This is a genomic window from Thauera sp. 63, from assembly GCF_000310165.2.
Lineage (GTDB): Bacteria > Pseudomonadota > Gammaproteobacteria > Burkholderiales > Rhodocyclaceae > Thauera > Thauera humireducens.
The window spans coordinates 54018-76833 of the sequence record NZ_AMXC01000005.1; the positions used below are offsets into that span (position 1 = coordinate 54018).

Genomic DNA, 22816 nt, shown 5'->3' on the forward strand with positions numbered 1-22816 from the left:
GGCCCGATGCCCAAGGCAGGCTCAAGGCAGCCGCGACGGATCAGCCGGCCGGCGCTTGACGCCGGTGATCATCGCTCCGACCAGATTCACGCGCTCCAGCCGGCTCATGACGATGGCCACCAGGGCATGAAGCCCGGCGAGGGCGATCAGGATCGACCCGAGCGCCTCATGGATCTCCTGCATCCGCTCGTCACCCCAGAAGGCGTCGGTCGTCTGCAGGAAACCGCTCAGGCCGAGCCCCAGCACCAGCCCCATCAGCGTGAGCATCATCAGTGCGCCGAGCGGGTTGTGGCCAGGATGGAAGGTGTGCTGCCCGCCCCGCAATGCCGCAAGGTGGGTGCGCAGCCTTGTCGGCGTCGGAAAGAAGTTGTCGAAGCGCGCGTACTTGCTGCCGACGAAACCCCAGACGACACGGGCAACGACGAGCCCGGAGGCGATGTATCCGATCAGCTGGTGTGCAGTCTCGCCATCGTCGATGACGAAATGGTTGAGTACGACGCAGCCCACCAGGCTCCAGTGGAAAACGCGTACGAACGGGTCCCAGACCCTTACGGAAAGAGCGGATTTGGCCGAGTCCATGGCGGAAGCTCCTCAGAAGGCGGATGGCAGCCGCGCACGACCGCCATCCGCAGAGAGATCACTTGCGCTCGCGTTCGGCGCCGGTCGCGGGATCGAAGTAGATTTCCACTTTCTTTCCGTCCTTGTCGAACCCGTAGATCTCGTAGCAATTGTCTTTGGTGACCTTGAAAGTCTTGATCTTGTAGCCTTGGGCTTCGATCCTGGCCTTGAAGTCGGCCTCCTTCATCCACGTTTCCTTTGGAGCGGTGCAGGTGGGGCCGGCGAGGGCCGAAGTGGAAACCAGCGCTGCGGCGGCAAGTGCCAAAATGCGGTTCATGATTGCTCTCCTGTCTGTTCATCGAATGCGTTCCGGGCCGGAACACGGACGCAATCTAATCCCCTCAACATGAAGGCAAGCTGAAGCGCGATGGACCGTCGGACAGCGCGAAAACAGATCGATCGAGGTCGCCGTCCGGCCATCGTCCGGCGCCGGACGACCGCGAAGCTTGGCAAGCCGCGAGCCGGGAGCACCTGAAGGGCCTCAGTGAATGAACAGTGCCGGTCGTGCCTCCCCCTCCGGACTCAGCGCCGAACAGGCCGCGCGCCAGCTCGCGCTCGATGGGCCGAACGAATTGCCCCGACCACCACGCCGCACGGGCTGGCACATTCTGCTGGAGGTCGCACGCGAGCCCATGTTCCAGTTGCTGGCGACGGCCGTTGCGATCTACTTCATCCTCGGAGACCGCGCGGAGGCCAGCGTCTTGCTGGCCTTTCTCGGCGTCATCGTGGCCATCACCCTGGTACAGGAGCGCCGGACGGAGCGCGTGCTCGAAGCCTTGCGCGACATGACCAGCCCGCGCGCGCTGGTCTGGCGGGACGGCGTACCCGACCGCATCGCCGGTCGCGAGCTCGTGCGCGGGGATCTCATCGAGCTGGCGGAGGGCGATCGCGTTCCCGCCGACGCGCGGCTGCTGTCGGCCAATGACCTGGCGGTGGACGAGTCGCTGCTCAGTGGCGAATCCCTGCCCGTCGCCAAGACCGCATCGGCTGCCACAGACGGGACCTCCCCGATAACATCGAACCACCTCTTCGCAGGCACGATGATGGTCGCAGGGCGGGCTCTGGCGGAAGTCACCGCGACCGGCGCGCGCAGCGAGATCGGGCGTATCGGGACCGTGCTCGGAAGCATCGAGGCTGAATCGACGCCTCTGCATCGGCAGACGCGACAGCTCGTGCGCTGGTTCTCCGTGCTCGGCCTGGTGGTCAGCGTAGCCGTGGGGCTCCTCTTCTTCATCACCCAGGGCGACTGGCTGGGCGCAACGCTGGCCGGCATCACGATGGCGATGTCGATGCTCCCGCAGGAGTTCCTGCTGATCCTCACGGTCTTCATGGCCATGGGTGCGTGGCGACTGTCGCAACACCGCGTGCTCACGCGCCGGGCGGCCACGATCGAAGCCCTGGGGGCCGCAACGGTTCTGTGCACCGACAAGACCGGCACACTCACGCAAAACCAGATGCGCGTCGAGACGCTGGTGCGCTTCACGCCCGAACGGCCGGTGCGCTGGCAGGCCGGTGAAGGCGACCTGGACGAGCGGTTTCAGCCTCTGCTGCGCCATGGCGTGCTGGCGTGCGAGGAGACGCCCTTCGACCCGATGGAGCGGGCGTTCCACATGCTCGCGCGGTCTGCTCTCGCACCGCTCGCAGAAAGGCCGGTCCTCGTGCACGAATATGGCCTGAGCCCCGAACTGCCCGTCATGGCCCACGTGTGGCGCATGGCGGGTCAACCGGACCAGACCGTGGCGGCAAAGGGAGCGCCGGAGAGCATCGTTCGCCTGTGCAGCTTGCCGGAAGCGCTGCGTGCCCAGGTGCTCGATGAGGCGGGCACCCTGGCCGAGCGCGGCATGCGCGTACTGGCCGTGGCATCGGCCTCGTTTCGCGGAACGGAGTGGCCGGCCACCCAGCAGGGCTTCGACTTCCGCCTGCTGGGGCTCGTCGCGCTGGCCGACCCGCTGCGCGACACGGTTCCGCGCGCCGTGCAGGAGTGCCGACGCGCAGGCATTCGCGTGCTGATGATCACCGGCGACCATCCGGGCACGGCCTGCGCCATCGCGCGCCAGGCGGGCATCGATGGCGATGCGGGCTTGCTGCTGGGCGAGGAGGTCGCCAGGCTGGATGACGCGGCCCTGCAGCATGCGGTGACCACCACGACCGTCTTTGCCCGCGTCGCCCCCCAGCAAAAGCTGCGCATCGTCCAGGCGCTGAAGGCCAATGGTGCGGTGGTCGCGATGACGGGGGATGGCGTCAATGACGCGCCCTCACTGAAGGCGGCCCACATCGGTATCGCCATGGGCGGCCGCGGTACCGACGTTGCACGCGAGGCCTCCTCGCTGGTGCTGCTCGACGACGACTTCGGCACACTCGTCCAGGCGGTTCGGCTGGGGCGGCGGATCTACGACAACCTCGTGAAGGCCTCGCGCTTCGTCTTCGCGGTCCATGTACCCATCGCCGGCCTGACGCTCATCCCGATGCTGGTCGGCTGGCCGCTGATGTTCACGCCGATGCACATCGCCTTCCTCGAGATCGTCATCGACCCCGTCTGTTCCATCGTGTTCGAAGCGGAGGACGAGGAACCCGACCTGATGGAACGCATGCCGCGCGATCCGTCCGCGCCCCTGTTCTCGCCGTCGATGATTGCCCAGAGCCTGCTCCAGGGCTGTGTCATCCTGCTGCTGGTCGGCGGCTTCTACGGCTGGCTCCTGCATGGCGGCCTGTCGGACGATATGGCGCGCGCATCAGCATTCATCGCCTTGATCGCGTCGAACATCGCATTGATCCTGGCGAACCGATCACTCCGCGGCAGCATCCGGGCCGTGTTCCAACGCGGCAACCGAGCCTTGTGGGGCATAATCCTGACCATCCTGACGCTGCTCTCCGCGGTGCTGCTCGTTGCGCCCGTTCGGCGTCCGTTCGGCTTCGCGTTGCCGGACCTCACGCTGATCGGTTGTGCACTCGGCGTGGGTGCCGTGACCCTGATGACGCTCCTGGCCCAGCAGGGTCTGCTTGCTGCAGTCAGCCACTCACGCGGATCGCGGGCCACAGGCCCCTGAACCGCTCAGGCCGGCCCTCCGCAGGCGACGGGACGCACGCACCCGGCCAGATCCTGTGGCCGGTCGATGTCCAGCAGCACCCCCGGATCATCGACGGGACACAGCACCAGTTGTTCTCGATGCGCGCTCAGGATGTCCCGGCCGCCTTGGTCGCCCTGAAGGACGGAAAGCGGATCCCGCCAGCGCCGATCGAACCCCACCGGGTGCCCGCGTCGGCTCTGGTACTGCGGCGCAGCAAGGCTTGCGCCGGCACGCAGCGCGGCGACAACCGCCCGATGACTGGCCGGCTGGATGAAGGGCATGTCGGCAAGCGCCACGATCCAGCCTGCCGCACCGGGCGTGGCACGCACCCCGGCGGCCAGGCTGTGGCCCATGCCACCGGCGGCGCTTGCGCAGGCGACGACCGTGCCCCCCATTGCTGTGAACGACGGCGCCAGCGGGTGGTCGGCGGCGCGCAACACGACCACGACCCGATCGCAGGCCGCGTGCAGGTTCGCCGCCGCGACCAGCGCCATCGGCCTGCCATCCGCAAGCGGGTGCGCCAGCTTGTCGCCCCCGAAGCGGCGCCCTGCCCCGGCGGCGAGCAGGATGCCGACGATCTCGCCCCTCATGATCAGGCCCCGGCGGGCGCCGCTGCCGCGAGACAGGTGGCGACATGGGGGGCGACGCCGTTACGCACGGCAGTCATCTCGGCGAGGATCGCGACGGCGATCTCGGGCGGCGTGCGGCTGCCGATCGGCAGGCCCACGGGCCCGTGCAGGCGGTCGACTTCGGCCTGCGTCAGATCGAAGTACTGCAGCAGACGCTCGCGCCGGCGCCGGCTGTTCACCGTGGAGCCGAGCGCACCGACATAGAAGGCCGGCGACTTGAGGGCTTCGAGCAGCATCATGTCGTCGAGCTTGGGGTCGTGGGTGAGCGCGACGACGGCGCTGTGCGGATCGAGCTTCAGCTGCAGCACGACGTCGTCGGGCATGCCGGCGACGATCGTGCTGCCGGGCACGGTCCATCCGGCCGCGTACGCCTCGCGCGGATCGCAGACGAAGACCTGGTAATCCAGCGCCTGCGCCATCTGCGCCAGGTAGCTGGAGATCTGACCCGCACCCACGATCAGCAGTCGCCACGCCGGGCCATGCGGCGTGCTCAGCGTGTGCCCGTCCCAGCGCACGCGGTCACCGGCTGTGCCGGCCGCAATCCGGTTGCCCGGCTCGCCGAGGGTGACGCTGCGCTGCACGAGCTCGCCGCGGGCGATGCGTTGCGCCAGTGTGCGCAGCGCACCGAGGTCGGGCCGGGGTTCGATCACCAGCTCCATCCGCCCCCCGCAGGGCAGGCCGAATCGGCGCGCATCGTCCTGGGTGACACCGTAAGCCTGTACCACCGGAACCCCCGCCGCGCCCGCGGTAAATTCGCCCGCCTGCATGCGCTCGATCAGGTCAGCCTCCAGACAGCCGCCGGACACCGAGCCCTGCACCAGGCCATCCTCGCGCAGGGCCATCCAGGCGCCGGGTGGGCGCGGTGCCGAACCCCAGGTACGCGCCACCGTCACCAGTGCGAAACGCTGACCCGCGTCGGCCCAGCGGCACACCGCGTCAAGAACCTGCCGGTCGGTGCTGTGCATGGACACCTCCTCGGCTCAGGCGAGCTGGTTGCGGATGGGCAGGCTGCGGATGCGCTTGCCGGTCGCGGCGAAGATGGCGTTGCACAGCGCCGGCGCCACCGGGGGCAGGCCGGGTTCGCCCACCCCGCCAAGCGGTGCGTCAAAGCCGACGGCCGTGACCAGATGGGTGTGGATCTCCTTCGGCGCCGTGTCGATCCGCGTCAAGGCATAGTCGTGGAAGTTGCTCTGCGTCACACGCCCGGCCTCGAAGCTGATCTCGCCCACCGTCGCCAGGCTTACGCCCTGGATCACCGCACCTTCGAGCTGGGCGCGCACGCGGTCGGGGTTGATGACGGCGCCGCAATCGAAGGCGATATCCACGCGCGGAATCGTCAGCCGGCCCTCGGCGTCGACCACCACCTCGACCACGACGGCCGCGTAGCTGACGAAACTGCGGTGGGCGGCGATGCCCAGCCCGTGCCCCGGCGGCAGACGCCGCCCCCAGCCCGCTTCCTGCGCCACGCGCTCGATGACACCGCGCAGGCGCGCCGTGTCGTACGCGTAGCGCTTCGGGTCCTCGCCGTACAGCCACGGGTCCGACACCGACGCCGGGTCGATGACGCGGTCCGGGCCGAGCAACGCCAGCAGGTAGTCCTTGGGGTCGCGACCGGCCGCTGCAGCCAGTTCGGCGGCAAAACTCTGGATCGCGAAGGCATGCGGGATGTTGGACACCGAGCGGAACCAGCCGATACGGGTATGAGCCGCGGCCGGCGGGTTCTCGACACGCACGTTCGGAATGGCGAAGGGCATGTCGACCGCGCCCATCGCCAGCTCGAAGCCACCGGACTCCTGCGCATCGGGCATGAAGATGGACTGGATGGTCGGCGCCACCGTGCGGTGCAGCCAGGCCTGCGGCCTGCCCTGCTCATCCAGCCCCGCCTCCATGTGGGCGACCGACACCGTGTGCAGGTAGCCGTTCTGCAGGTCATCCTCGCGGGTGAAGGTGAGCTTGACCGGCCGCCCGTCCATCGCGCGCGACAGGATCGCCGCCTCGCTGGCGAAGTCGGGCTTGGACTTGCGCCCGAAGCCGCCACCGAGCAGCAGCGCATGCACGATCACCTTGTCGAGCGGCAACTGGAAGCGCTTGGAGAGGTCGGCGCGGATCGCCTCCGGGTTCTGCACGCTGCACCAGATCTCGCACCGGTCCCGGGTCACACGGGCAGTGGCCGTCGGCGGCTCCATTGGCGCCTGGGCTAGGTGCGGAATGTAGTAGGTGGCCTCCACGCGACGCGCGGCGCCTGCCAGCGCCGCGTCGAGATCACCGTTGCTGCGCACCACCTTGCCCGGCCGAAGCGATGCCGCTTCCAGCACCGCGCGATAGGTGCTCGAGTCGTATCCGGCATTGGGGCCGTCATCCCATTCGATCTCGAGCAGCGAGCGCCCCTTGATCGCAGCGTGGGTATTGTCGGCGATCACCGCGATCCCGCCGAGCGGCTGGAAGGCCGAGGGGATCGGCGTCTCCTCGATCTGCACCACCTTCAGCACGCCCGGCACCTGTAGCGCGCGGGCCGCATCGTAGCGCCTGACCTTGCCGCCATATACCGGCGGCCGGGCGACCACCGCGTAGGCCATGCCCTCGATGCGGGCGTCGATGCCATACACGGCCCTGCCGGTCGTGATGTCGAGGTTGTCCACCAGCGCAATGCCGTCGCGGCCGATGTAGCGGAAGTCTTCCGGCCGCTTGAACACGAGCGTATCGACCTCGGGCACCGGACGCAGCGCAGCGGCATGGGCGAGCGCACCGAAGCCGATGCGCCGGCCGCTGGCCACATGGACCACCTCGTGCGCCTGCGCGCGCACCTCCGCAACCGGCACCCGCCAGCGCACGGCGGCCTCCTGTTCAAGCATCTGCCGTGCCGCGGCACCGATGCGACGCAGAGCCTGGAAATGATGACGCATGCTGCGCGAGCCGTCGGTGTTCTGGTTGCCGAAGCGCGCCTCGTTGCCCGGCGCCTGCAGCACCCGGACCCGGCCGAGGTCGGCTTCCAGTTCGTCCGCCACGACCATGGCCCAGCTGGTGCGCACCCCCTGCCCCATCTCGGCGCGATGGCACAGCAGGCTTACGGTACCGTCGATCTCGATACTCAGGAAGATGCGCGGATCGTCCTTGAGGCCGCCGCTCATGGCTTCGGCCCCATACTTCATTTCCTCGGCACGCGCCGGGCGAATGCCGATGGCCAGCACGAAGCTGCCCGCCGCGAGTCCGCGCAGAAAACCGCGGCGGCCGAGGTTGAGGTTGGCGCTCTCGTTCGCGATGAAGGCACTCATGACCTGGCTCCTTCCGCTGCGCGCCGGATCGCGGCGCGGATGCGCGGATACGTGCCGCAGCGACAGAGGTTGCCGCTCATCGCGGCATCGATCTCGGCATCGGTCGGATTCGGTGTCGTCGCCAGCAGGGCGGCCGCCTGCATGATCTGCCCGGTCTGGCAGTAGCCGCACTGCGCAACATTCAGTTCGCGCCAGGCGGCCTGTACCGGATGGAGGCCATCGGGGGACAGGCCTTCGATGGTGGTGATCGCGCGCCCCTCGAGTTCTGCGACCGGCAGCAGGCAGGCTCGTGCCGGCTTCCCGTCCACCAGCACCGTGCAGGTACCGCAGAGCCCGAGTCCGCAGCCGTACTTCGTGCCAGTGAGCCCGGCCAGGTCGCGCAGATACCAGAGCAAGGGCATCTCGGGATCACCCTCGGCGCGATGGGTGTCGCCATTGACGGTGAATGTCGTCATGTCTCCTCCTGTGGCTTGTCCTGCTCGCAGACCGCCTGCATCGGGTCGATGACAGCAGTGCGCGAGGGTGCGCTCGACCGACGCGTCTCCGCGTCATAGGGACAGGGGGTTCGAGCGCATGCCTGCAATGTAGCCGTACATCATCGGGAGAACCAGATCGCCGCACCGACTGGCCCGGGGCCTCGCACGGGACACGGCCTGGCTGAGGCGGGGAAAGGCCGACGTGCAGGCGCAAAAAAGCCGGCTCGAAGGCCGGCTTTCAATGTCTGGTGGGCGGTACTGGGATCGAACCAGTGACCCCTGCCGTGTGAAGGCAGTGCTCTACCGCTGAGCTAACCGCCCGATCGGTGCAGATCGGTTTTCGGGAAGGTGAGACACCCCAGGAAGACTGGTGGGCGGTACTGGGATCGAACCAGTGACCCCTGCCGTGTGAAGGCAGTGCTCTACCGCTGAGCTAACCGCCCTTCCGCGAAAGAGGCCGCATTGTAGAAGCGCCGCCCCAGCCCGTCAACTTGCCGCTCTGAGCCTTGCGCATGTCGCGCTCTTCGTCCAGCGCGTCGGTACGCTGTCAACCTACCAGCCAATCGACGGCGAAGGCCAGCCCGGCGACGACGGCCGCACCGCTGGCCACGAGCACGGCCGCCGCGGCAATGTCCTTGGCCGCACCGACGACCGGGTGGCGCTCGGGGTGCAGATGGTCGGCCAGCGTCTCGAGCGCGGTATTGAACAACTCCGCCATCAGCACGACGCCCACCGCGAGGCCCAGCACCGCCCACCAAACCGGCGCCGGACGGGTGATCAGCAGCACCGCAAGCACGCCCGCGGCGGCCACAAGGTGGACGCGAAAACTGCGCTCGGTGACGACGGTGTGCCGGAGCCCCTGCAGCGCGAAGCCCAGGCGCCGGACGAAGCCCTCTCCTTTCATCTGCGCTCACCCCTGACCAGTTCGATCACCATCCACCAGCCCAGCGCCCAGGCCGCGCCGGCGGCCCAGCCCGCCAAGACGTCCGTCGGCCAATGAACGCCGAGATAGACGCGGCTCAGCCCGACGAGGACCGAGAGCAGCACTGCGACCGCCATGATGTAGAGCTTCTGGTGTCGTGCGCCGACCAGACGCGCCAGCAAGGTGCCGAGGGTCAGATAGACGATGGCGGACAACATGGCGTGTCCGCTCGGGAAGCTCGCCGTGGTGACGAAGTCGCCGTGCGGCAGCAGGTCCGGTCGCGGTCGTGCGAAGACATCCTTGAGAAGCAGGGTCGCCATCGCCCCGCTGGCGGTCGAGACGAGCACGAAAAGCGCCGTCCGCCGCCGTCCGGAAAGCAGCAGGAAGGCCGTCGCCACGCAGACCAGCAGGCTCAGCACCGTGGTGCTGCCCAGCGCGGTGATGTCACGCGCGACCGCCTGCATCCACGCCGGCCCGGTCGACGCCACGCCATCGGCCTGCGGGTGCAGCGCGAGCATCAGGGCACGATCGAAGCCGCCGGTGTCGCCGTCGGCCACCTCGTCCGCAATCTCGACGAACAGCCAGGCCGCCGAAGCCAAGGTCAGCAGCATCGCAAGGATGCGCGGCTCCAGCCACGCGCGCGGGAATCCCATGTCGAGCCTGCCCTATCGCCGCCGACTGCGCCAGATCGACAGCAGGACCCACAGTCCCCCGCCCACCGCGCCGATGAAGCCGAGCAGCCCCAGCGTGCGCAGGCCACCGAGCGTAGGGTCGCGCACCACCGTCATCACGATTGCGGTGCCGATGATGAGCGCCGCAGTGACGATGCCGATGGTCATGCGGCTGATCGCGCGGTCGAGCTGGTCGACCGCATGCTTGAGCGACAGCACGTCCACCTGAATCTGCAATTTGCCGCGCCGCCCGGCGCGCAGCAGGCTGCCGAGATCCTGCGGCAGGCTGGCGAGCAGGTCGAAGGCGCTGCCGAGGCTGCGCCAGCCGCGCCGCGCCATGGCGGCCGGGGTGCGGTGCGCGACCAGTACCTGTCGCAGCAGCGGCTCCGCCTCGGCAGCGATGTCGAAATCCGGGTCGAGCTGGCGGCCCATGCCTTCGAGCGTGATGAAGGCCTTCACCAGCAGCGAGAGTTCGGGCGGCAGACTGAGTCCATGTTCGCGCAGCAGCGTCATCAGGTCGGACAGCATCGCCGCGAGGTCGAGTCGCTTGAGCGGCACGCCCTTGTACTGGTCGACGAAGTTGTCGATGTCGCGTCGCAGGCGGTCGGGGTCGGCGGCCTCTTCGCCTTCGCGCCACTCGAGCAGGACGTCGGCGACGGACTCGGAATCGCCGGTGACCAGGCCATAGAGCATCACGGCCACTTCGTGGCGCCGGGTCTCCGACAGGCGCCCGATCATGCCGAAATCGATGAAGGCGATGCGATTCTCGGACAGGTAGAAGACGTTGCCCTGGTGCGGATCGGCATGGAAAAGGCCGTCCTCCAGCATCATCTTCAGCACTGCGGCGGCGCCGCGGCGCGCGAGCAGCTTGCGGTCGAGCCCCGCGGCATCGACCGCGGCAAGATCGCGGCCCGGAATGCCCTCGACGTAGTCCTGGACGTTGAGCCGCTCGCCGCTCCAGCTCCAGTGGATCGCCGGGATCACGATCTCGGGGTGGTCGGCGAAATGGCTGGCGATGCGCTCGGCGTTGCGGCACTCGGCGGCGAAATCCAGCTCGCGCCGCAAGGACAGCGTGAACTCACGCACCACTTCGCGCAGGTGGTAACGGCGCAGGTCGGGCGCCTCGGACTCGACGATGTCAGCCAGGCGCGCGAGCAGGTGCAGGTCGGCCTCGACCAGCGGACGGATACCCGGGCGGCGAACCTTCAGCACGACACGCCGCCCGTCCGCCAAGCGGGCACGATGCACCTGGGCGAGCGAAGCGGCGGCCAGCGGCGCCAGCTCCAGATCGGCGAACACGGTCTCGGGCGCCTGGCCGAGGTCTTCGGTCAGCTGCGCACGGATTGCCTCGAAGGGCGCGGCCGGCGCAGCGTCCTGGAGCTTGCCGAACTCGGCGATCCATTCGGGCGGGAACAGATCGACGCGCGTCGCCAGCACCTGGCCGAGCTTGATGAAAGTCGGCCCCAGATCTTCCAGCGCACGGCGCACGCGCTCGGGCGTGCCAAGGCTCAACCACTCGTCGACGCCATGCCAGTGCAGCGCCCTGCCCGCCTTCTCCAGCGCATTGCCCAGGCCGATACGCCGGACCAGGTCGCTGAAGCCATAACGGATCAGGACGGTCGCGATCTCGTGCGCACGCGCCAGATCACGCGCCGCGCCGATGGCTTGCCACAGCATCAGTCGCGTCGATCCTTCGCAGCGGACGAGTCCGGATGCAGGCGATCGCCAAGGCCGCGCAGCACGCCGGCCGCCATGCTGGCGAGCAGCTCGGCCTGGGCGCTCAATGCCCGCATGCCTTCCTGAACCTGTGCCCGCGCCAGATCGCCCATCGCCTGGCCCAGGTCGACCACGGCACTCTGCACCCGCGCGCCCACCGCCGTGCCGCTGCTGCGCGCATGCTCGGTCAGATCCTTCAAGGTCGCCTGGGCCGTGCCGCTGGCCTGCCGTGCCGCATCGCCGAGCGCGGCGACGAAGTCGCCCTCGAGACGCGACAACTGGTCGAGCGACTGCTTGAGGCCTTCGCGCGAGAACTCGCTGCCGCGGCCGATCGCTTCCTGCATCGCCAGCTGCGTGGCCTGCGCGGCGGAAGCGAGCGCTTGGTCCAGCCCGCGCACCGCCTCCTTCAGCCCTTCGGCATGCTCGGCCTCGAAGCGCGGGGCGGCCGCCTGAGCACCGCGCAGCACTGCCTGCGTCACCTCCCGCAGGGCTTGTGTATCCACCACCCCGCGGGTCAGCGCGGCAAGCGTGATGGCCTGCACGCGCTCGGCAATCCGCGCGGGCTCGGCCTCCACTGCGGCCTGCACCTCACGTTCGATCTGTTGGGCGTCCTGCGTCATCTTGAGTCTCCTCGTGCGTAACGAAAGGCTGATGCCAAACCGGGATGGATCTCATGATACGCGCAAGCCCGGGCACTGGACCCTACGGCGATGTTTGCATCCCCGCCGGGCTGCGATCCCCCACCCGAATCCGCAGCGAAGACCTCAGCCGTGGCCATCGCCATCGGGTTGCAGCGCCTTCAGGCGGCGGTACAGCGTGCGTTCGCTGATGCCCAACCGGCGCGCAAGCTCGCGACGACTGCCGCGATGGCTGCGCACCGCGCGCAGCAAGGCCTGGCGCTGGACCTCGTCGAGATCGAGCGCGTCTCCTGACGAGGCGGAAGAAGGCGCCGGCTCATGTGAAGGGACAGTCTCCGCCTCGACACCGAGCAACTCCTCGGGCAGGTGTTCGGGGCCGATGGTCTCGCCATCGCACATCAGGCTTGCACGCTCGAGCACATTGCGCAGTTCGCGGACGTTGCCCGGAAACGGATGGGCGGCCAACAGCCGCATCGCTGCAGGCGACACGGCGAGACGCCGTTGTGGCGCCACGCGCTCGAGCAGCGACTCCACCAGCAGGGGCAGGTCGCCCTCGCGCGCCCGCAGTGCCGGCACGGTGATCGGGAAGGTATTGATGCGGAAATACAGGTCCTGGCGGAAGCTGCCTTCGGCAATCATGCGCTTGAGCGGGCGGTGCGTCGCCGACACCAGGCGGATGTCCGCACGCCGCAGCTCGGTCGAGCCCACCCGACGGTAGGTGCCGGTTTCCAGCAGGCGCAGCAGCTTGACCTGCATGCCGAGCGGAATGTCGCCCAGCTCATCGAGGAACAGGGTGCCGCCGCTGGCTGCCTCGATCAGGCCCGGCTTGCGTGCGGTAGCGCCGGTGAAGGCTCCTCGCTCATGGCCGAACAGTTCGCTTTCGAACAGGGTTTCGGGCAGACCCGAGCAGTCGACCGCGACGAAGGGCCCCTGGGCCCGCCGGCTTGCCTCGTGCACCGCGCTGGCGACGAGCTCCTTGCCCGTTCCCGACTCACCTTGCAGCAGCACGCTCGCCTCCGACGGCGCCACGCGGGCGACGAGTTCGAGCATGCGCTGGAAGGCCGGCGAGCGCCCGATCAGGCCACGGTGGTCCGACACGCCGCGCGCGACCTGCATCGGTTCCATCTTCTCGATGAACCACGCGATCTCGCCGTCCGCATCGCGCACCGGCGACAGCTCGATGTTCACGTACTCCTCGCCGCGCGGCGTGTGGTGCAGATGCAGCACGCGCTCGCGCTGCCCGGACTGCAGGCTGCGCGCCAGCGGACAGGACTCGCCGGCGCGATCGCAGGGCACGCTGTAGCGATGCGACACGTCGTAGCAGGTCCGGCCGACCACGTCGCGACCATGCGCGCACGAGCGCCGATATGCGGCATTGGCTGCGATGATGCGATAGCCCCGGTCGCACAGGATATGGGGCTCGGACAGGGTTTCGAGAAACGAAACCAGCTCCGGCAGGGGGCGGGCGTCGTGCGGCATGACTGTCAATCTGGCAAACGGCGTGTCAGCAGTCTGCCCCGCTGTCAGTAAAATGGTCAATCGAATGATCGTGTCAGCCGACCCGATCGCGCATCCCGCAGACAAGGACGCATGAACCTCACTCCCGTATCGATGAACAGCCTGCCCGAGGGCTACACCGCACTGGTCGCCGGCGCCAGCGGTGCAATTGGCCAGGCCTTCGTCCGGCAGCTGCGCGCCGACCCGCGTTGCGGCCGGATCATCGAACTGTCACGGCAGAGCACGCCGCCGCTCCTGCTCGATGACGAGGCCAGCCTCGCCGACTGCGCCCGCATGCTGGCCGCGCAGTCGCCCTTGCACCTCGTGATCGATGCCACCGGCGCGCTGAGCATCGAGGGCCAGGGTCCCGAGAAGCGCCTCGAGGAACTGCAGGCCGCCTGCCTGCAGCGCGCGATGACGATCAACGCGATCGGGCCAGCCCTGCTGCTGCGCCACCTTCATCCACTGCTGGCCACCGGCGAGCGCGTGATCTGGGCCAAGCTGTCGGCGCGGGTGGGCAGCATCGAGGACAATCGCAAGGGCGGCTGGTATGGCTACCGGGCATCGAAGGCTGCGCTCAACATGCTGCTGCAGACCGCGGCCATCGAAATCGCCCGCCGTCGCCCGCTCGCCGTCGTCGCTGCGCTGCAGCCAGGCACCGTGCGCTCGCGCCTGAGTGCCCCTTTCGTCGGCGATGCGGCCATGGAACCGGACGCAGCCGCATGCGGGCTGCTGGCCGCGCTCGACCGTCTCGAAGCGAGCGGGCGGGCGCATTTCATCGACTACCGAGGCGAGCACATCCCGTGGTAACAAGCGCTTTCGATCGTTGCGCCCGCCTCATCGCCGACGCGGACGGCCTCCTCATCACCGCCGGAGCCGGCCTCGGCGTGGACTCCGGCCTGCCGGACTTCCGCGGCAGCGAAGGGATGTGGCAGGCCTATCCGGCGCTGGGCAAGGCCGGACTGCACTTCCAGGAGATCGCGAATCCGGCCGCCTTCGCCGCCCGCCCGCGACTGGCCTGGGGTTTCTACGGCCACCGGCTCGACCTGTATCGACGCACCGAGCCGGGTCCCGCCTTTGCGATACTGCTCGACATCGCGCGGCGTCTTCCGGATGGCGCTTTCATATTCACCAGCAATGTGGATGGGCAGTTCCAGAAGGCCGGCTTCGACGCCCAACGCATCGTCGAGTGCCATGGCTCCATCCATCATCTGCAATGCATGAAGGGCTGCAACGCTCGGACCTGGCCGGCGGACGAGTTTCAACCCGAAATCGACGCCGAAGCCTGCGAACTGACCAACGCGCTGCCAAGCTGCCCGCATTGCGGCGCACTTGCACGCCCCAACATCCTGATGTTTGGCGACTGGGACTGGATCGAGCACCGCACGCAGGCCCAGCAGACGAGGCTCGCGGCCTGGAAACGACGCGTGGACCGGTTGCTCGTGCTCGAAATCGGTGCAGGCACCGCGGTACCGTCGGTACGCCTGTTTGGCGAACAGCTGGGCGTACCGATCATCCGCATCAACCTGCGTGACGCCGGTACGGCCCATGAGCCGGGCGTATCCCTGGCGCTTCCAGCCACCGAGGCAATGCGGGGTATCGCACGGGCGCTGCGTGAGCGCGGCTTCCCGATGGACTGAAGGGGGATCGACGCCCTTGCGGGGCGGGCCGATCGATCTGAAGGCCCAAAAACAAAGCCCGGACAGGTCCGGGCTTTGAGAGGTGCTGACTCACCCGCATTCGATCTGAAAGCCCAATAAACGCTGAGCTTTCTGAATCTGAATTTTCCGTGTACCGTCAAATCTACCGTCACTCACGCCTGCTCTAGCACACCTAGCCTCTCACGTGACAGTGCTTACCGGGTCGATACCCAAGTCCTGGGTATCTACCGGAATTCCGGTAGTTACTTCCGGCTGTCGTGGAACTCGCCAGGGTGCAGCGTGGCGACGGGGGCGGGCATTCGGCAGCAGGCGCAGCAGCGCATGGTCTAGCGTCCGGTGAGGCGGGGAGCCCTGCCATCGCTCCGCGTTGCTGAACGCGGGCCAGGCGGCAGGGAGGCGGTATGGAGGGGCCGCGCCTGGTGCCCTGAGGGCTTTGCAGTTACCTGTCCTTGCATCGCCGTGAAGGGGTCGAACACCCCCAGGAGATACGCGCGACGCCCTGCCGACAGGTTCCGCGCGCTGTCAGTCGCGCGGCAGGTGATCGCCCATGCGTCATGTGCCTTGCGGCAGCGGGGCCGGCTATGGGCGATCACTCTCGCCAGCCCTCGCACGAAAACATCAAGCGGGCGCGAACTTGCCGACGCAGAATGATTCAGCGTGGCGGACGCACACGTCCATATCCTGAAAGGCAGTAACGCGCATTGCGCCTGACTTGCTCAGGCTATAGGGGTCCAGTAGCAGGTCGACCGCCCCCCACAGGCCGATGATGAGGTCGGCGAAGTTGCCGTAAATGATCGCGTGCTCATTCGTGCCGGTGCCCAAAGTTGCCGGGACGTTGCTCGACACGAATCCACGGTAGCCATTGACCGTGCCGTCGGCGCCGTTGCCGTTTGCGGCCGTCCATATCGGGTCTTTGGCGGCGGTGTTCGGCAGGGTTTGACGCAGGGTGCCGCGCACCTTCGGTGTCGTGAGATAGGCGCACGTTGGCTCGTCGGCGGACTCTGCTGCTACCTTCGTTTCGAATCCGACAATTTCTGCCCAAGTCGGGGCGCTGCCTGCAATGGTCTGGGTCAGGATTCCGGACGTTCCCAGGATGCCGGTAGGCTGCGCCGATCCGGCGCCATTGATGGCGGCGGCGTCCATCGCCAGGCCGATCACGGTGATCAGATCTTGAGACACGAAGTCCTGAATCGAGACCGACGACTGCAACAACAGCTTGCGGGAGATTTCGGTGTATGCGCCGACCGTGCGAGGCGTCATTTGCACCTGGTCAAACGCCTGTTGCGACTCGGTAGGCTCGTCGCCTTCTGATACCCAGTATGCAGCGCCAGCGCCGGTCTGCCGGGGAATGGCGACATTGCCATTCAGGCCGGTCATGACCTTTGCGCCGGCCTGCAAAACCTTTGCACGGGGCCGCAGAACGTCGATGAAGGAACCTGCGAGGAGGTTCGTGGCAACGGTGTTGCCGCCTGCGGTGGCGGTGCCGACCGACAGGCCACGCGACAGCAGCGCGGCGTGCGGGAGATAGGTTCCGTTTGCAGGCCGGCCGGATCGGCGGGCGATCTCTTGCGAGTATTCAGCGGCGGGGCCGATGTCGATAGCGCCACGGCTGATGCCGGCCTGGTAGCGCAGCACGTCGAGGACGTTGATTTGAGAGGCGAGCATGCGCAGGTGAAAGTCTGCGTCGCCTTCGCCTGAAATGCGGGACGGAGTGGGGTTCGAGCGCGGAGCCGGGAACGGGCCAAACTCGGGCACGCGGCGGAAGGGGGTATGCATGGTCATTTCGGGGTGTCCTTGAGGATGTTCGCGATCTGGCGCGCCGACAGGCCAAACTCTTCTGCCAGGGCTTCCAGTGTTGCGCCGTGGGCGCGGCGGACTCGAATCACGCTGTTGCGGGCTTCGGCCAGGGTGCGGGTTGCCTTACGGGCATACAGCCGGCTTCCACCGACTGCGGCGCACACTTCAGCGGCCGATGCGGCGTCTAGGTCGGACGGGACCATGCGCAGCAGCTTTGACGGGTCGCGCGGGACACGCACATGCCGGCCGGCGAAGTGCCGGGACAGGGCTTGCAGGCCGGTTTGAAGTGCGGGTGTCATGGCTACATGATGCGTCGAACATTCTTCGTTGAACATGAAATAATGCGGACAATCAAAGACTTGCAATGCTATGGATCGCCGCCAGCGGCAGCGCATCGGGAAAGTTCGGTGCTCATTCGGTCTGCCTTCTTGGATAGTGCAGGTTAATCATATAACCCCCTTACGGATAGTCTTTGACTAGAGAAAGGTCGAGGTTCGAACTACCCGTGAGCTGCATGCCCCAGAAGGACCCGTGAGCAGCCTGCAGAATGTCGAGCCCACGGACTTCATCGGTGCTCGGGGTTGGCGATCGGCTGATGCGGGCGCGACTCGTCCGGCGTATCTACACCCGTCGACAATGTCGACAATGTCGACAGACGCTCGGGCCGGCCTTGGGTCTGTCGAGTTTGTCGACATTGTCGACAGGGGTAGAGCGCTAAACCGTAAGTGATTCATATAGAAGAAGAAAAAGGTTAAAAATAGCTCTATGGCGACAATGTCGATTAGGTCGACAGAAGCTTCGGATTGACGATGCAGGCCTCGGTCGGCGGTGCGCCCTTGTTTCGCCTGGTGTAGTGCCGCAGCACGTCCTGCTGCTCCAGCCGCTGCAGGGCCTTGGTCAGGCGCTCCAGGGTGCGGAAGCGGCCCTCCATCGCCTTCTGGCATTCCCGCCGGCTGAACTCCTCCAGACCGTTGGCCTTGATCCACTTCACGATGGCGCCCGCGTCGGCGTCGACGCCGTCGGTGCCCAGCAGACCGAATGCCGCCTGTGCGTGCGGGATCAGCAGGCGCCCCAGCGCGACCGCCCGCTCCGTCGCAAGCTGGCTCACCTCTTCGGCGTGGCGTCCGACTTCGGCCAGCTCCAGCAGCGCCGCGATGCGCGCCACCGCGCCGGGCAGCTTGCTGGTCCAGTCGCTGATGGCCTCGTAGCGCCCACCCTCGCCCTGGTGGTCCTCGATCTCTTGCGCGAAGTCCGCCCACAGCTCGAGTGCCGGCTCGGTCATCGCCAGCTCGCGCGGCTTACCCGGCACGGCGGGCACGTCCTCCAGCAGCCGGAAGAGCGCGGCCTCGTAGTCATCGCGCACCCGGTCAGGGATTGCCACACGACGACGCACGTCGCGCTTGCCGACGTTGCTCGCCGGCATGGCGAAGAGAAAGCGCGCAAGCAGACCGGAGTCGCGGAACCGGCGCGAGGCGGCCACCTCGGACAGCACGCCGGGTTGCAGCGCCAGGCCGAAGGACAGGGCCGGCTTGTCGACGTGGGCCTCGCGGCCGGCGCGATCCACCCGCATCGCCGTACCGGCGTGGCCTTTCAGGAAGGCGTCCAGGTTGGCACTGCCACCGTTGTAGATGCCGGCCATGATCTGGAAGATGCCGGCCTCATCGCTCAGCAGCGCCATGCGCTCACCGTACTCCGCCAACATCGCTTGCAGCCGCTCGGCGGTCACGTCCTCGGTGAAGAGGCGCGGTGCGCGCAGCTCGGCCGGCATCGTGTCCTTCTCGTGCTGGATCTCACTGCGGATGCGTTCGCGCTCGTGGTCGTCCTTGGCTTTCGCGGCATCGGCCAGAAGCCGCTCGATGCGCTTCTCGGCGACCTTCCGTGCCGACGCCACCCGCCCGCGCTCGGCGCGGCCTCGGTCGTACTCCAGCTTCTCCCAGCGCAGCAGTGGCGCCGTCATGGCGCTGAACACTGCCGACTTGCGCGCGCCGCTCGGCAGCGCCGTCAGCGTCCAGAGTGCAAGCGGCTCGGTGTAGTCGTCGCCAAACGGCGCCACCTCGAAGCGGCGCTGCAGCACGGCAGCCAGAACCGACAGCCCCACCATGACAGCGAGCGCAGGCGGCGTTTGGGTCGAGTCCGCCACCGCGCCAGCCATCTCCCCCAGCCAGCCGGGCAGGATCGCGGCGGGGATCTCGGGTGCCTTGACCATGCCGGGCAGGTGCGGGTCGGGCCAATCCGGCGAAGGGCTCTGCGAATTTGCAGAGTTGGCAGTAGCAGCGGCCAGCACCTTATCCACGGTCGCCTTAACCGCCTCGGGGCCGGCGATCTGCGCCAGGTCGTTGAAGTCGGTCGGCTTAGACATGGGCCACCCCCTCGAAGCTCGGGAAGGCCACGCCGGCACCGATCGCCCTCGCGGCCTCGTGCGCGGCCTTCAGGCCAGGATTACCGGGTGTGCCGGCGTCGTTGTCGGCGCACACCACGAAGCGCAGGCGGGGGAACTTGGCCCTCAGCGAACGGGCCACGGCGATGAGGTTGCCGCAGTTGAAGCACACCGCCACCGCGCGCCCGGTGGCCTGGTGCAGCGTAGCGGCGGTGGCGTAGCCCTCGGCCAGCAGCAGCGCGTCGTCGGGGCGCCCGATGGCGTAATAGCAGCCGGCGATGCGCCCACCAGTGAGAAAGCGTTTCGAGCCGTCCGGGCCGATGAACTGCAGCGTATGCAGTCGGCCATCGGCATCCCGCGCCGGCACCATCAGCTGGTCACGCAGCGCCCGCAGGCCATAGGCATGCACGCCCTTGGCCCGCAGGTAGGGGTGATCGTCCGTCGCCGGCTTGGCACCGCTCCACAGCTTCAGCGCCCGTGCCGCGGCCTCGGCACGAACCCGCGCCTCTTCGGCCGCTCGTGCCTGCTGCGCCGCATGCAGCTTGCGCTGCAGCTCGGCACGTTCGGCGGGGGTGGCGGTCTCGTTGGTCGTGGCCTTCCAGGTGTGCTGTTCGCCCGTCTTCCAACTACCGAAGACGCCGGCCGGAATCGGGTGCTGGTGCAGCACCGCCCAGCCGTTGCGGCTTCCGGCCTTGTCGCCCTGAACGCGGAACCGCACGATGCGCCCCTCGGGCAGCGCGAGAGGCTTGACCGGCGCAAGGCCGGCCGCAGCCATGGCGTTGAGGAACTCAGTGTCCATTGGCCACCTCCAGCGCGGCACCAGGCCACTGCAACAGCATCTCGGCGGCGGTTGCGCCTTGCGCCACGAACACGACGAACGGCGACCGTCCCGGCATCGTCACGCGCCACACGCGGTGCGCGCCCGGCTCCGGCTTGCGCCCATGCTCGGCCAGCGAGCGCATCGCCTCGGCCGCGCCTGGCACGCCCTGCCGGCGATACATCTTCAGTTGCCGCAGGATCTCGCGCCGCTGCGCGCGGCTGCCGTGCTGCATCGTCCACTCGAAGTCGATCAGCGTCGGATTGTGCGGGTTCGGGTCACGGCCCAGGCCAGCGCCCTTGGGGTAGTCGTGGTGGCTCATGGCTGAACCTCCGTGGTGCGCTCGCGCATCGCTTGGTGCAGTTCAGCCTCTTCTTCGAAGTGTTCCGCCCATTCGAGCGCGTGCATTTCCGCGAGGCGGGCAAGGTGATTGACGGCTGAACTACAGCCAGGACGGCCGTGCAGATAAACGATGCTCGTTGCCAACGCCAGAAGTTGATTCAAGGTCTCTGCGGCAAGCTGTCAAGCGACACGAAGATTTGACCCCCTGACGACATCTGGAATTGACCCCCTGGGTTAATCAACTCTCCGACGTGATCGGGGTGGGGGCAGCGGCCTTCTGCAGAAGGCCGCTGCGGCGCTTGTCGCGCAGCCGGTAACTGTCGCCCCGGATCGTGATGACCTGGCTGTGGTGCAGCAACCGATCGAGGATGGCGGTGGCCGCCACGGCATCGCCGAACACCTGTCCCCACTCGCCGACCGGCCGGTTGCTGGTGATCAGCATGCTTGCCCGCTCGTAGCGCCGCGACACGAGCTGGAAGAACAGGTGCGCGGCCGCCGGTTCGAGCGGCAGGTACCCAAGCTCATCGATGATCAGCAGCTTGGGCTTCGAGAGCTGCAACAGCTTCTCCTCGAGCCGCCCGTCGGCGTGCGCCTTCGTGAGCCCTGCCATCAGCGCCGCTGCCGAAGTGAAGAGCACCGTATAGCCGCGATCCACCGCTTCGCGCCCCAGTGCGACTGCCAGGTGCGTCTTGCCCACGCCCGGGGGGCCGAGCAGCAACAAGGCCTGGCCGTGGCCGATCCAGCGACCGGTGGACAGATCCCGGATCTGCCCCGGATCGATCGAGGGCTGTGCGTCGAAGTCGAAGCCTTCGAGCGTGCGCACACACGGGAAACGGGCGAGCTTCATGCCCATCTGGATGCGCCGCATGTCGCGTCGGGCGACCTCGCGCTCGGCCAGGAACAGCAGCGCTTCGCGCAGCGTCATCTGTGCCCGGCTGGCTTCGTCGAGCAGGCTATCGAGCTGGTCGCGGATCGCCGTGAGCCGCAGCCGGGTGAGCAATTCGTCGAGTCGTTCGGGTTCGAGCATCACCAGCCTCCTCCGACGAGGGCTTCGTACTCGGCCAACGGACGCAGCAGCGCATCGGTGGGCGGCGGCGTCTCGATCTCGGCCGGTGGTGGCGATCCACCCAGCAGATGGCGGCGCTCGATGCTGCGACCGCGACTGCCGGAGAGCTCCGCGTGGCGGGCTACTTCCTCGCCGGCGTACTCGACCACGACGGTGTCGGCGCTGACGATGACTGTCACCGTCTCGCCGATCAAGCGCCACGGCACGCTGTAGGCGTTGGTGTCGAGCTCGATGCAGCCCTCGGCATTGACCCGGCGCACGAGTTCGCGCACCTGCAGGAAGGGAGCGATCCCGTCGACCGGACGCAGGTGATCGCGCTCCAGGTCGAAGCGCTCAGCGGGCGTGACGCCCGTCGTGCCGTGGATGCGCACATCGGCCACCTCGCGCTGCCAGCGCGCCAGGTGCGCCTCCATCGCCGCCCAGCTCTCGAAGGCGTGACCGGCGATGGCGTTCTTCTTCACGTAGCCCACGCCGTTCTCGGTCTTGCCCTTGGTGCGGGCGCGAAACGGCGCGCATGCCCGGGCAGCGATGTCCCAGTGCCGGCAGAACGCCTCGAAGCGGCTGTTGAGCCGAACCTGGCGCGTCTGTGTGTCGTGCTTGTCGACCAGCGCCTTGGCGTTGTCGATCAGCAGCGTCTGCGGCCGTCCGCCGAAATGCGCAAAGGCCGCCTCGATCCCGGCAAACCACACGCTCTGGCGCTCGTGCCGGAACGCGCACGCAAACCCCCGGCGCGAATAGCCCAGCGTCGCCACGAACAGGAACACCCGCACCGGCTCGCCACCGATCAGCACCCGCGTCTGGCCGAAGTCGATCTGCATCTGCTCGCCCGGCGCAGTCTCGAAGCGGATCGTCGCACGGCGACTGGCTTCAAGCTCCTGGCGGAACCCACGGCACGCGCGCTCGACCGTGCGCAGGCTCGTGTCGATCCCGAGCTCCTTGCTCAACTGCTGACGCACCACGTCGCAGTTGCCCCGGTGCTGCAGGAAACGCTCCCGCAGCCACGCCTCATGACCGCCCAGCACGCTGTCGCGCTGCGGCTGCCGGTAGGGCACCGGCCCGCCCGCGTTCAGATAGCGCCGCACCGTGTTGCGCGCGATGCCCAACGTCCTGGCAATCCGCTTCGCGCCCCACCCCGACTGCCCCAACCGAACGATCGTCGTGACCGCCTCCGGCTCCAACATCTCCTGCACTCCGCAAACCAGACGGCGTACAGGATTCACCTCGCTGTGCTTCGTTTCCAACAGTGGCC

General features: G+C 67.8%; 22 protein-coding genes and 2 tRNA genes. 3 read left to right on the plus strand and 21 right to left on the minus strand.

Going from position 1 to position 22816, the window contains the following annotated elements:
* Window positions 1-21 precede the first annotated feature (21 nt).
* Window positions 22-579 carry a cytochrome b/b6 domain-containing protein gene (locus C664_RS06420; protein WP_004255643.1) on the minus strand — a complete coding sequence of 186 codons (558 nt, stop codon included), beginning with the start codon at window positions 577-579 and terminating at the stop codon, window positions 22-24.
* 58 nt (window positions 580-637) lie between these two features.
* Window positions 638-895, minus strand: coding sequence for a PepSY domain-containing protein (locus C664_RS06425; RefSeq protein WP_004255646.1), 258 nt, complete (start codon window positions 893-895; stop codon window positions 638-640).
* A 211-nt stretch (window positions 896-1106) separates the two neighbouring features.
* Here C664_RS06425 and C664_RS06430 point away from each other — a divergent pair, with 211 nt between their 5' ends.
* Window positions 1107-3665 carry a cation-translocating P-type ATPase gene (locus C664_RS06430; RefSeq protein WP_004255649.1) on the plus strand — a complete coding sequence of 853 codons (2559 nt, stop codon included), beginning with the start codon at window positions 1107-1109 and terminating at the stop codon, window positions 3663-3665.
* A 5-nt stretch (window positions 3666-3670) separates the two neighbouring features.
* On the opposite strand, the gene C664_RS06435 is transcribed toward C664_RS06430, so the two are convergent.
* The 11 genes from C664_RS06435 to C664_RS06485 form a co-directional block, all read right to left on the minus strand.
* Entirely contained in the window at window positions 3671-4276 is a 606-nt protein-coding gene (locus C664_RS06435) for a nucleotidyltransferase family protein (RefSeq protein WP_004255653.1), read from the minus strand.
* 2 nt (window positions 4277-4278) lie between these two features.
* The gene (locus tag C664_RS06440) at window positions 4279-5280 is read right to left on the minus strand and encodes an XdhC family protein (RefSeq protein WP_004255655.1); all 1002 of its coding nucleotides are present in this window, start codon (window positions 5278-5280) and stop codon (window positions 4279-4281) included.
* 15 nt (window positions 5281-5295) lie between these two features.
* A complete protein-coding gene (locus tag C664_RS06445) occupies window positions 5296-7587 on the minus strand; it encodes a xanthine dehydrogenase family protein molybdopterin-binding subunit (RefSeq protein WP_004255656.1) in 2292 nt (763 codons plus the stop codon).
* Window positions 7584-8042 carry a (2Fe-2S)-binding protein gene (locus tag C664_RS06450; RefSeq protein ID WP_004255658.1) on the minus strand — a complete coding sequence of 153 codons (459 nt, stop codon included), beginning with the start codon at window positions 8040-8042 and terminating at the stop codon, window positions 7584-7586. Before C664_RS06450 ends, C664_RS06445 begins: the two co-directional genes overlap by 4 nt.
* Before the next feature lie 267 nt (window positions 8043-8309).
* Window positions 8310-8384, minus strand: a tRNA-Val gene (locus tag C664_RS06455).
* Window positions 8385-8431: 47 nt separating this feature from the next.
* A tRNA-Val gene (locus C664_RS06460) sits at window positions 8432-8506 on the minus strand.
* Between the two features lie 104 nt (window positions 8507-8610).
* Window positions 8611-8967 (minus strand): diacylglycerol kinase, encoded by a 357-nt coding sequence (locus tag C664_RS06465; RefSeq protein ID WP_004255660.1) that lies wholly within the window; start codon window positions 8965-8967, stop codon window positions 8611-8613.
* Window positions 8964-9638, minus strand: a complete 675-nt coding sequence (locus C664_RS06470; protein ID WP_004255663.1) for a phosphatase PAP2 family protein — start codon at window positions 9636-9638, stop codon at window positions 8964-8966. Before C664_RS06470 ends, C664_RS06465 begins: the two co-directional genes overlap by 4 nt.
* Window positions 9639-9650: 12 nt before the next feature.
* Window positions 9651-11333: an ABC1 kinase family protein gene (locus C664_RS06475; protein ID WP_004255668.1), complete on the minus strand. Its 1683-nt coding sequence runs from the start codon at window positions 11331-11333 to the stop codon at window positions 9651-9653.
* Entirely contained in the window at window positions 11333-11992 is a 660-nt protein-coding gene (locus tag C664_RS06480) for a DUF6781 family protein (RefSeq protein ID WP_004255671.1), read from the minus strand. Before C664_RS06480 ends, C664_RS06475 begins: the two co-directional genes overlap by 1 nt.
* A gap of 144 nt (window positions 11993-12136) precedes the next feature.
* Entirely contained in the window at window positions 12137-13489 is a 1353-nt protein-coding gene (locus tag C664_RS06485; RefSeq protein WP_004255674.1) for a sigma-54 interaction domain-containing protein, read from the minus strand.
* Between the two features lie 111 nt (window positions 13490-13600).
* On the opposite strand from C664_RS06485, the gene C664_RS06490 reads away from it, so the two are divergent.
* Complete coding sequence (locus C664_RS06490) at window positions 13601-14317, plus strand: SDR family NAD(P)-dependent oxidoreductase (protein WP_004255678.1); 717 nt, start codon at window positions 13601-13603, stop codon at window positions 14315-14317.
* Window positions 14311-15147 (plus strand): SIR2 family NAD-dependent protein deacylase, encoded by an 837-nt coding sequence (locus C664_RS06495; protein ID WP_004255681.1) that lies wholly within the window; start codon window positions 14311-14313, stop codon window positions 15145-15147. The genes C664_RS06490 and C664_RS06495 overlap by 7 nt, the downstream gene beginning before the upstream one ends.
* A gap of 639 nt (window positions 15148-15786) precedes the next feature.
* Here C664_RS06495 and C664_RS06500 read toward each other — a convergent pair.
* From C664_RS06500 to istA, 8 genes are all read right to left on the minus strand, one after another.
* Window positions 15787-16950 (minus strand): phage major capsid protein, encoded by a 1164-nt coding sequence (locus C664_RS06500; RefSeq protein WP_004255685.1) that lies wholly within the window; start codon window positions 16948-16950, stop codon window positions 15787-15789.
* Window positions 16947-17300 (minus strand): hypothetical protein, encoded by a 354-nt coding sequence (locus C664_RS06505; protein WP_004255689.1) that lies wholly within the window; start codon window positions 17298-17300, stop codon window positions 16947-16949. Before C664_RS06505 ends, C664_RS06500 begins: the two co-directional genes overlap by 4 nt.
* Before the next feature lie 446 nt (window positions 17301-17746).
* Window positions 17747-19324, minus strand: coding sequence for a YfjI family protein (locus C664_RS06510; protein ID WP_004255692.1), 1578 nt, complete (start codon window positions 19322-19324; stop codon window positions 17747-17749).
* Window positions 19317-20141 carry a toprim domain-containing protein gene (locus tag C664_RS06515; RefSeq protein ID WP_004255695.1) on the minus strand — a complete coding sequence of 275 codons (825 nt, stop codon included), beginning with the start codon at window positions 20139-20141 and terminating at the stop codon, window positions 19317-19319. Before C664_RS06515 ends, C664_RS06510 begins: the two co-directional genes overlap by 8 nt.
* Window positions 20131-20481 (minus strand): hypothetical protein, encoded by a 351-nt coding sequence (locus C664_RS06520; protein WP_004255697.1) that lies wholly within the window; start codon window positions 20479-20481, stop codon window positions 20131-20133. Before C664_RS06520 ends, C664_RS06515 begins: the two co-directional genes overlap by 11 nt.
* On the minus strand, window positions 20478-20663 hold the full coding sequence (locus C664_RS20615; protein WP_157354013.1) for a hypothetical protein: 186 nt from the start codon (window positions 20661-20663) through the stop codon (window positions 20478-20480). The genes C664_RS06520 and C664_RS20615 overlap by 4 nt, the downstream gene beginning before the upstream one ends.
* Window positions 20664-20739: 76 nt before the next feature.
* Complete coding sequence (gene istB, locus C664_RS06525; protein ID WP_004255699.1) at window positions 20740-21528, minus strand: IS21-like element helper ATPase IstB; 789 nt, start codon at window positions 21526-21528, stop codon at window positions 20740-20742.
* Window positions 21528-22748: an IS21 family transposase gene (istA, locus tag C664_RS06530; RefSeq protein WP_038011122.1), complete on the minus strand. Its 1221-nt coding sequence runs from the start codon at window positions 22746-22748 to the stop codon at window positions 21528-21530. Before istA ends, istB begins: the two co-directional genes overlap by 1 nt.
* Between the last annotated feature and the right edge of the window lie 68 nt (window positions 22749-22816).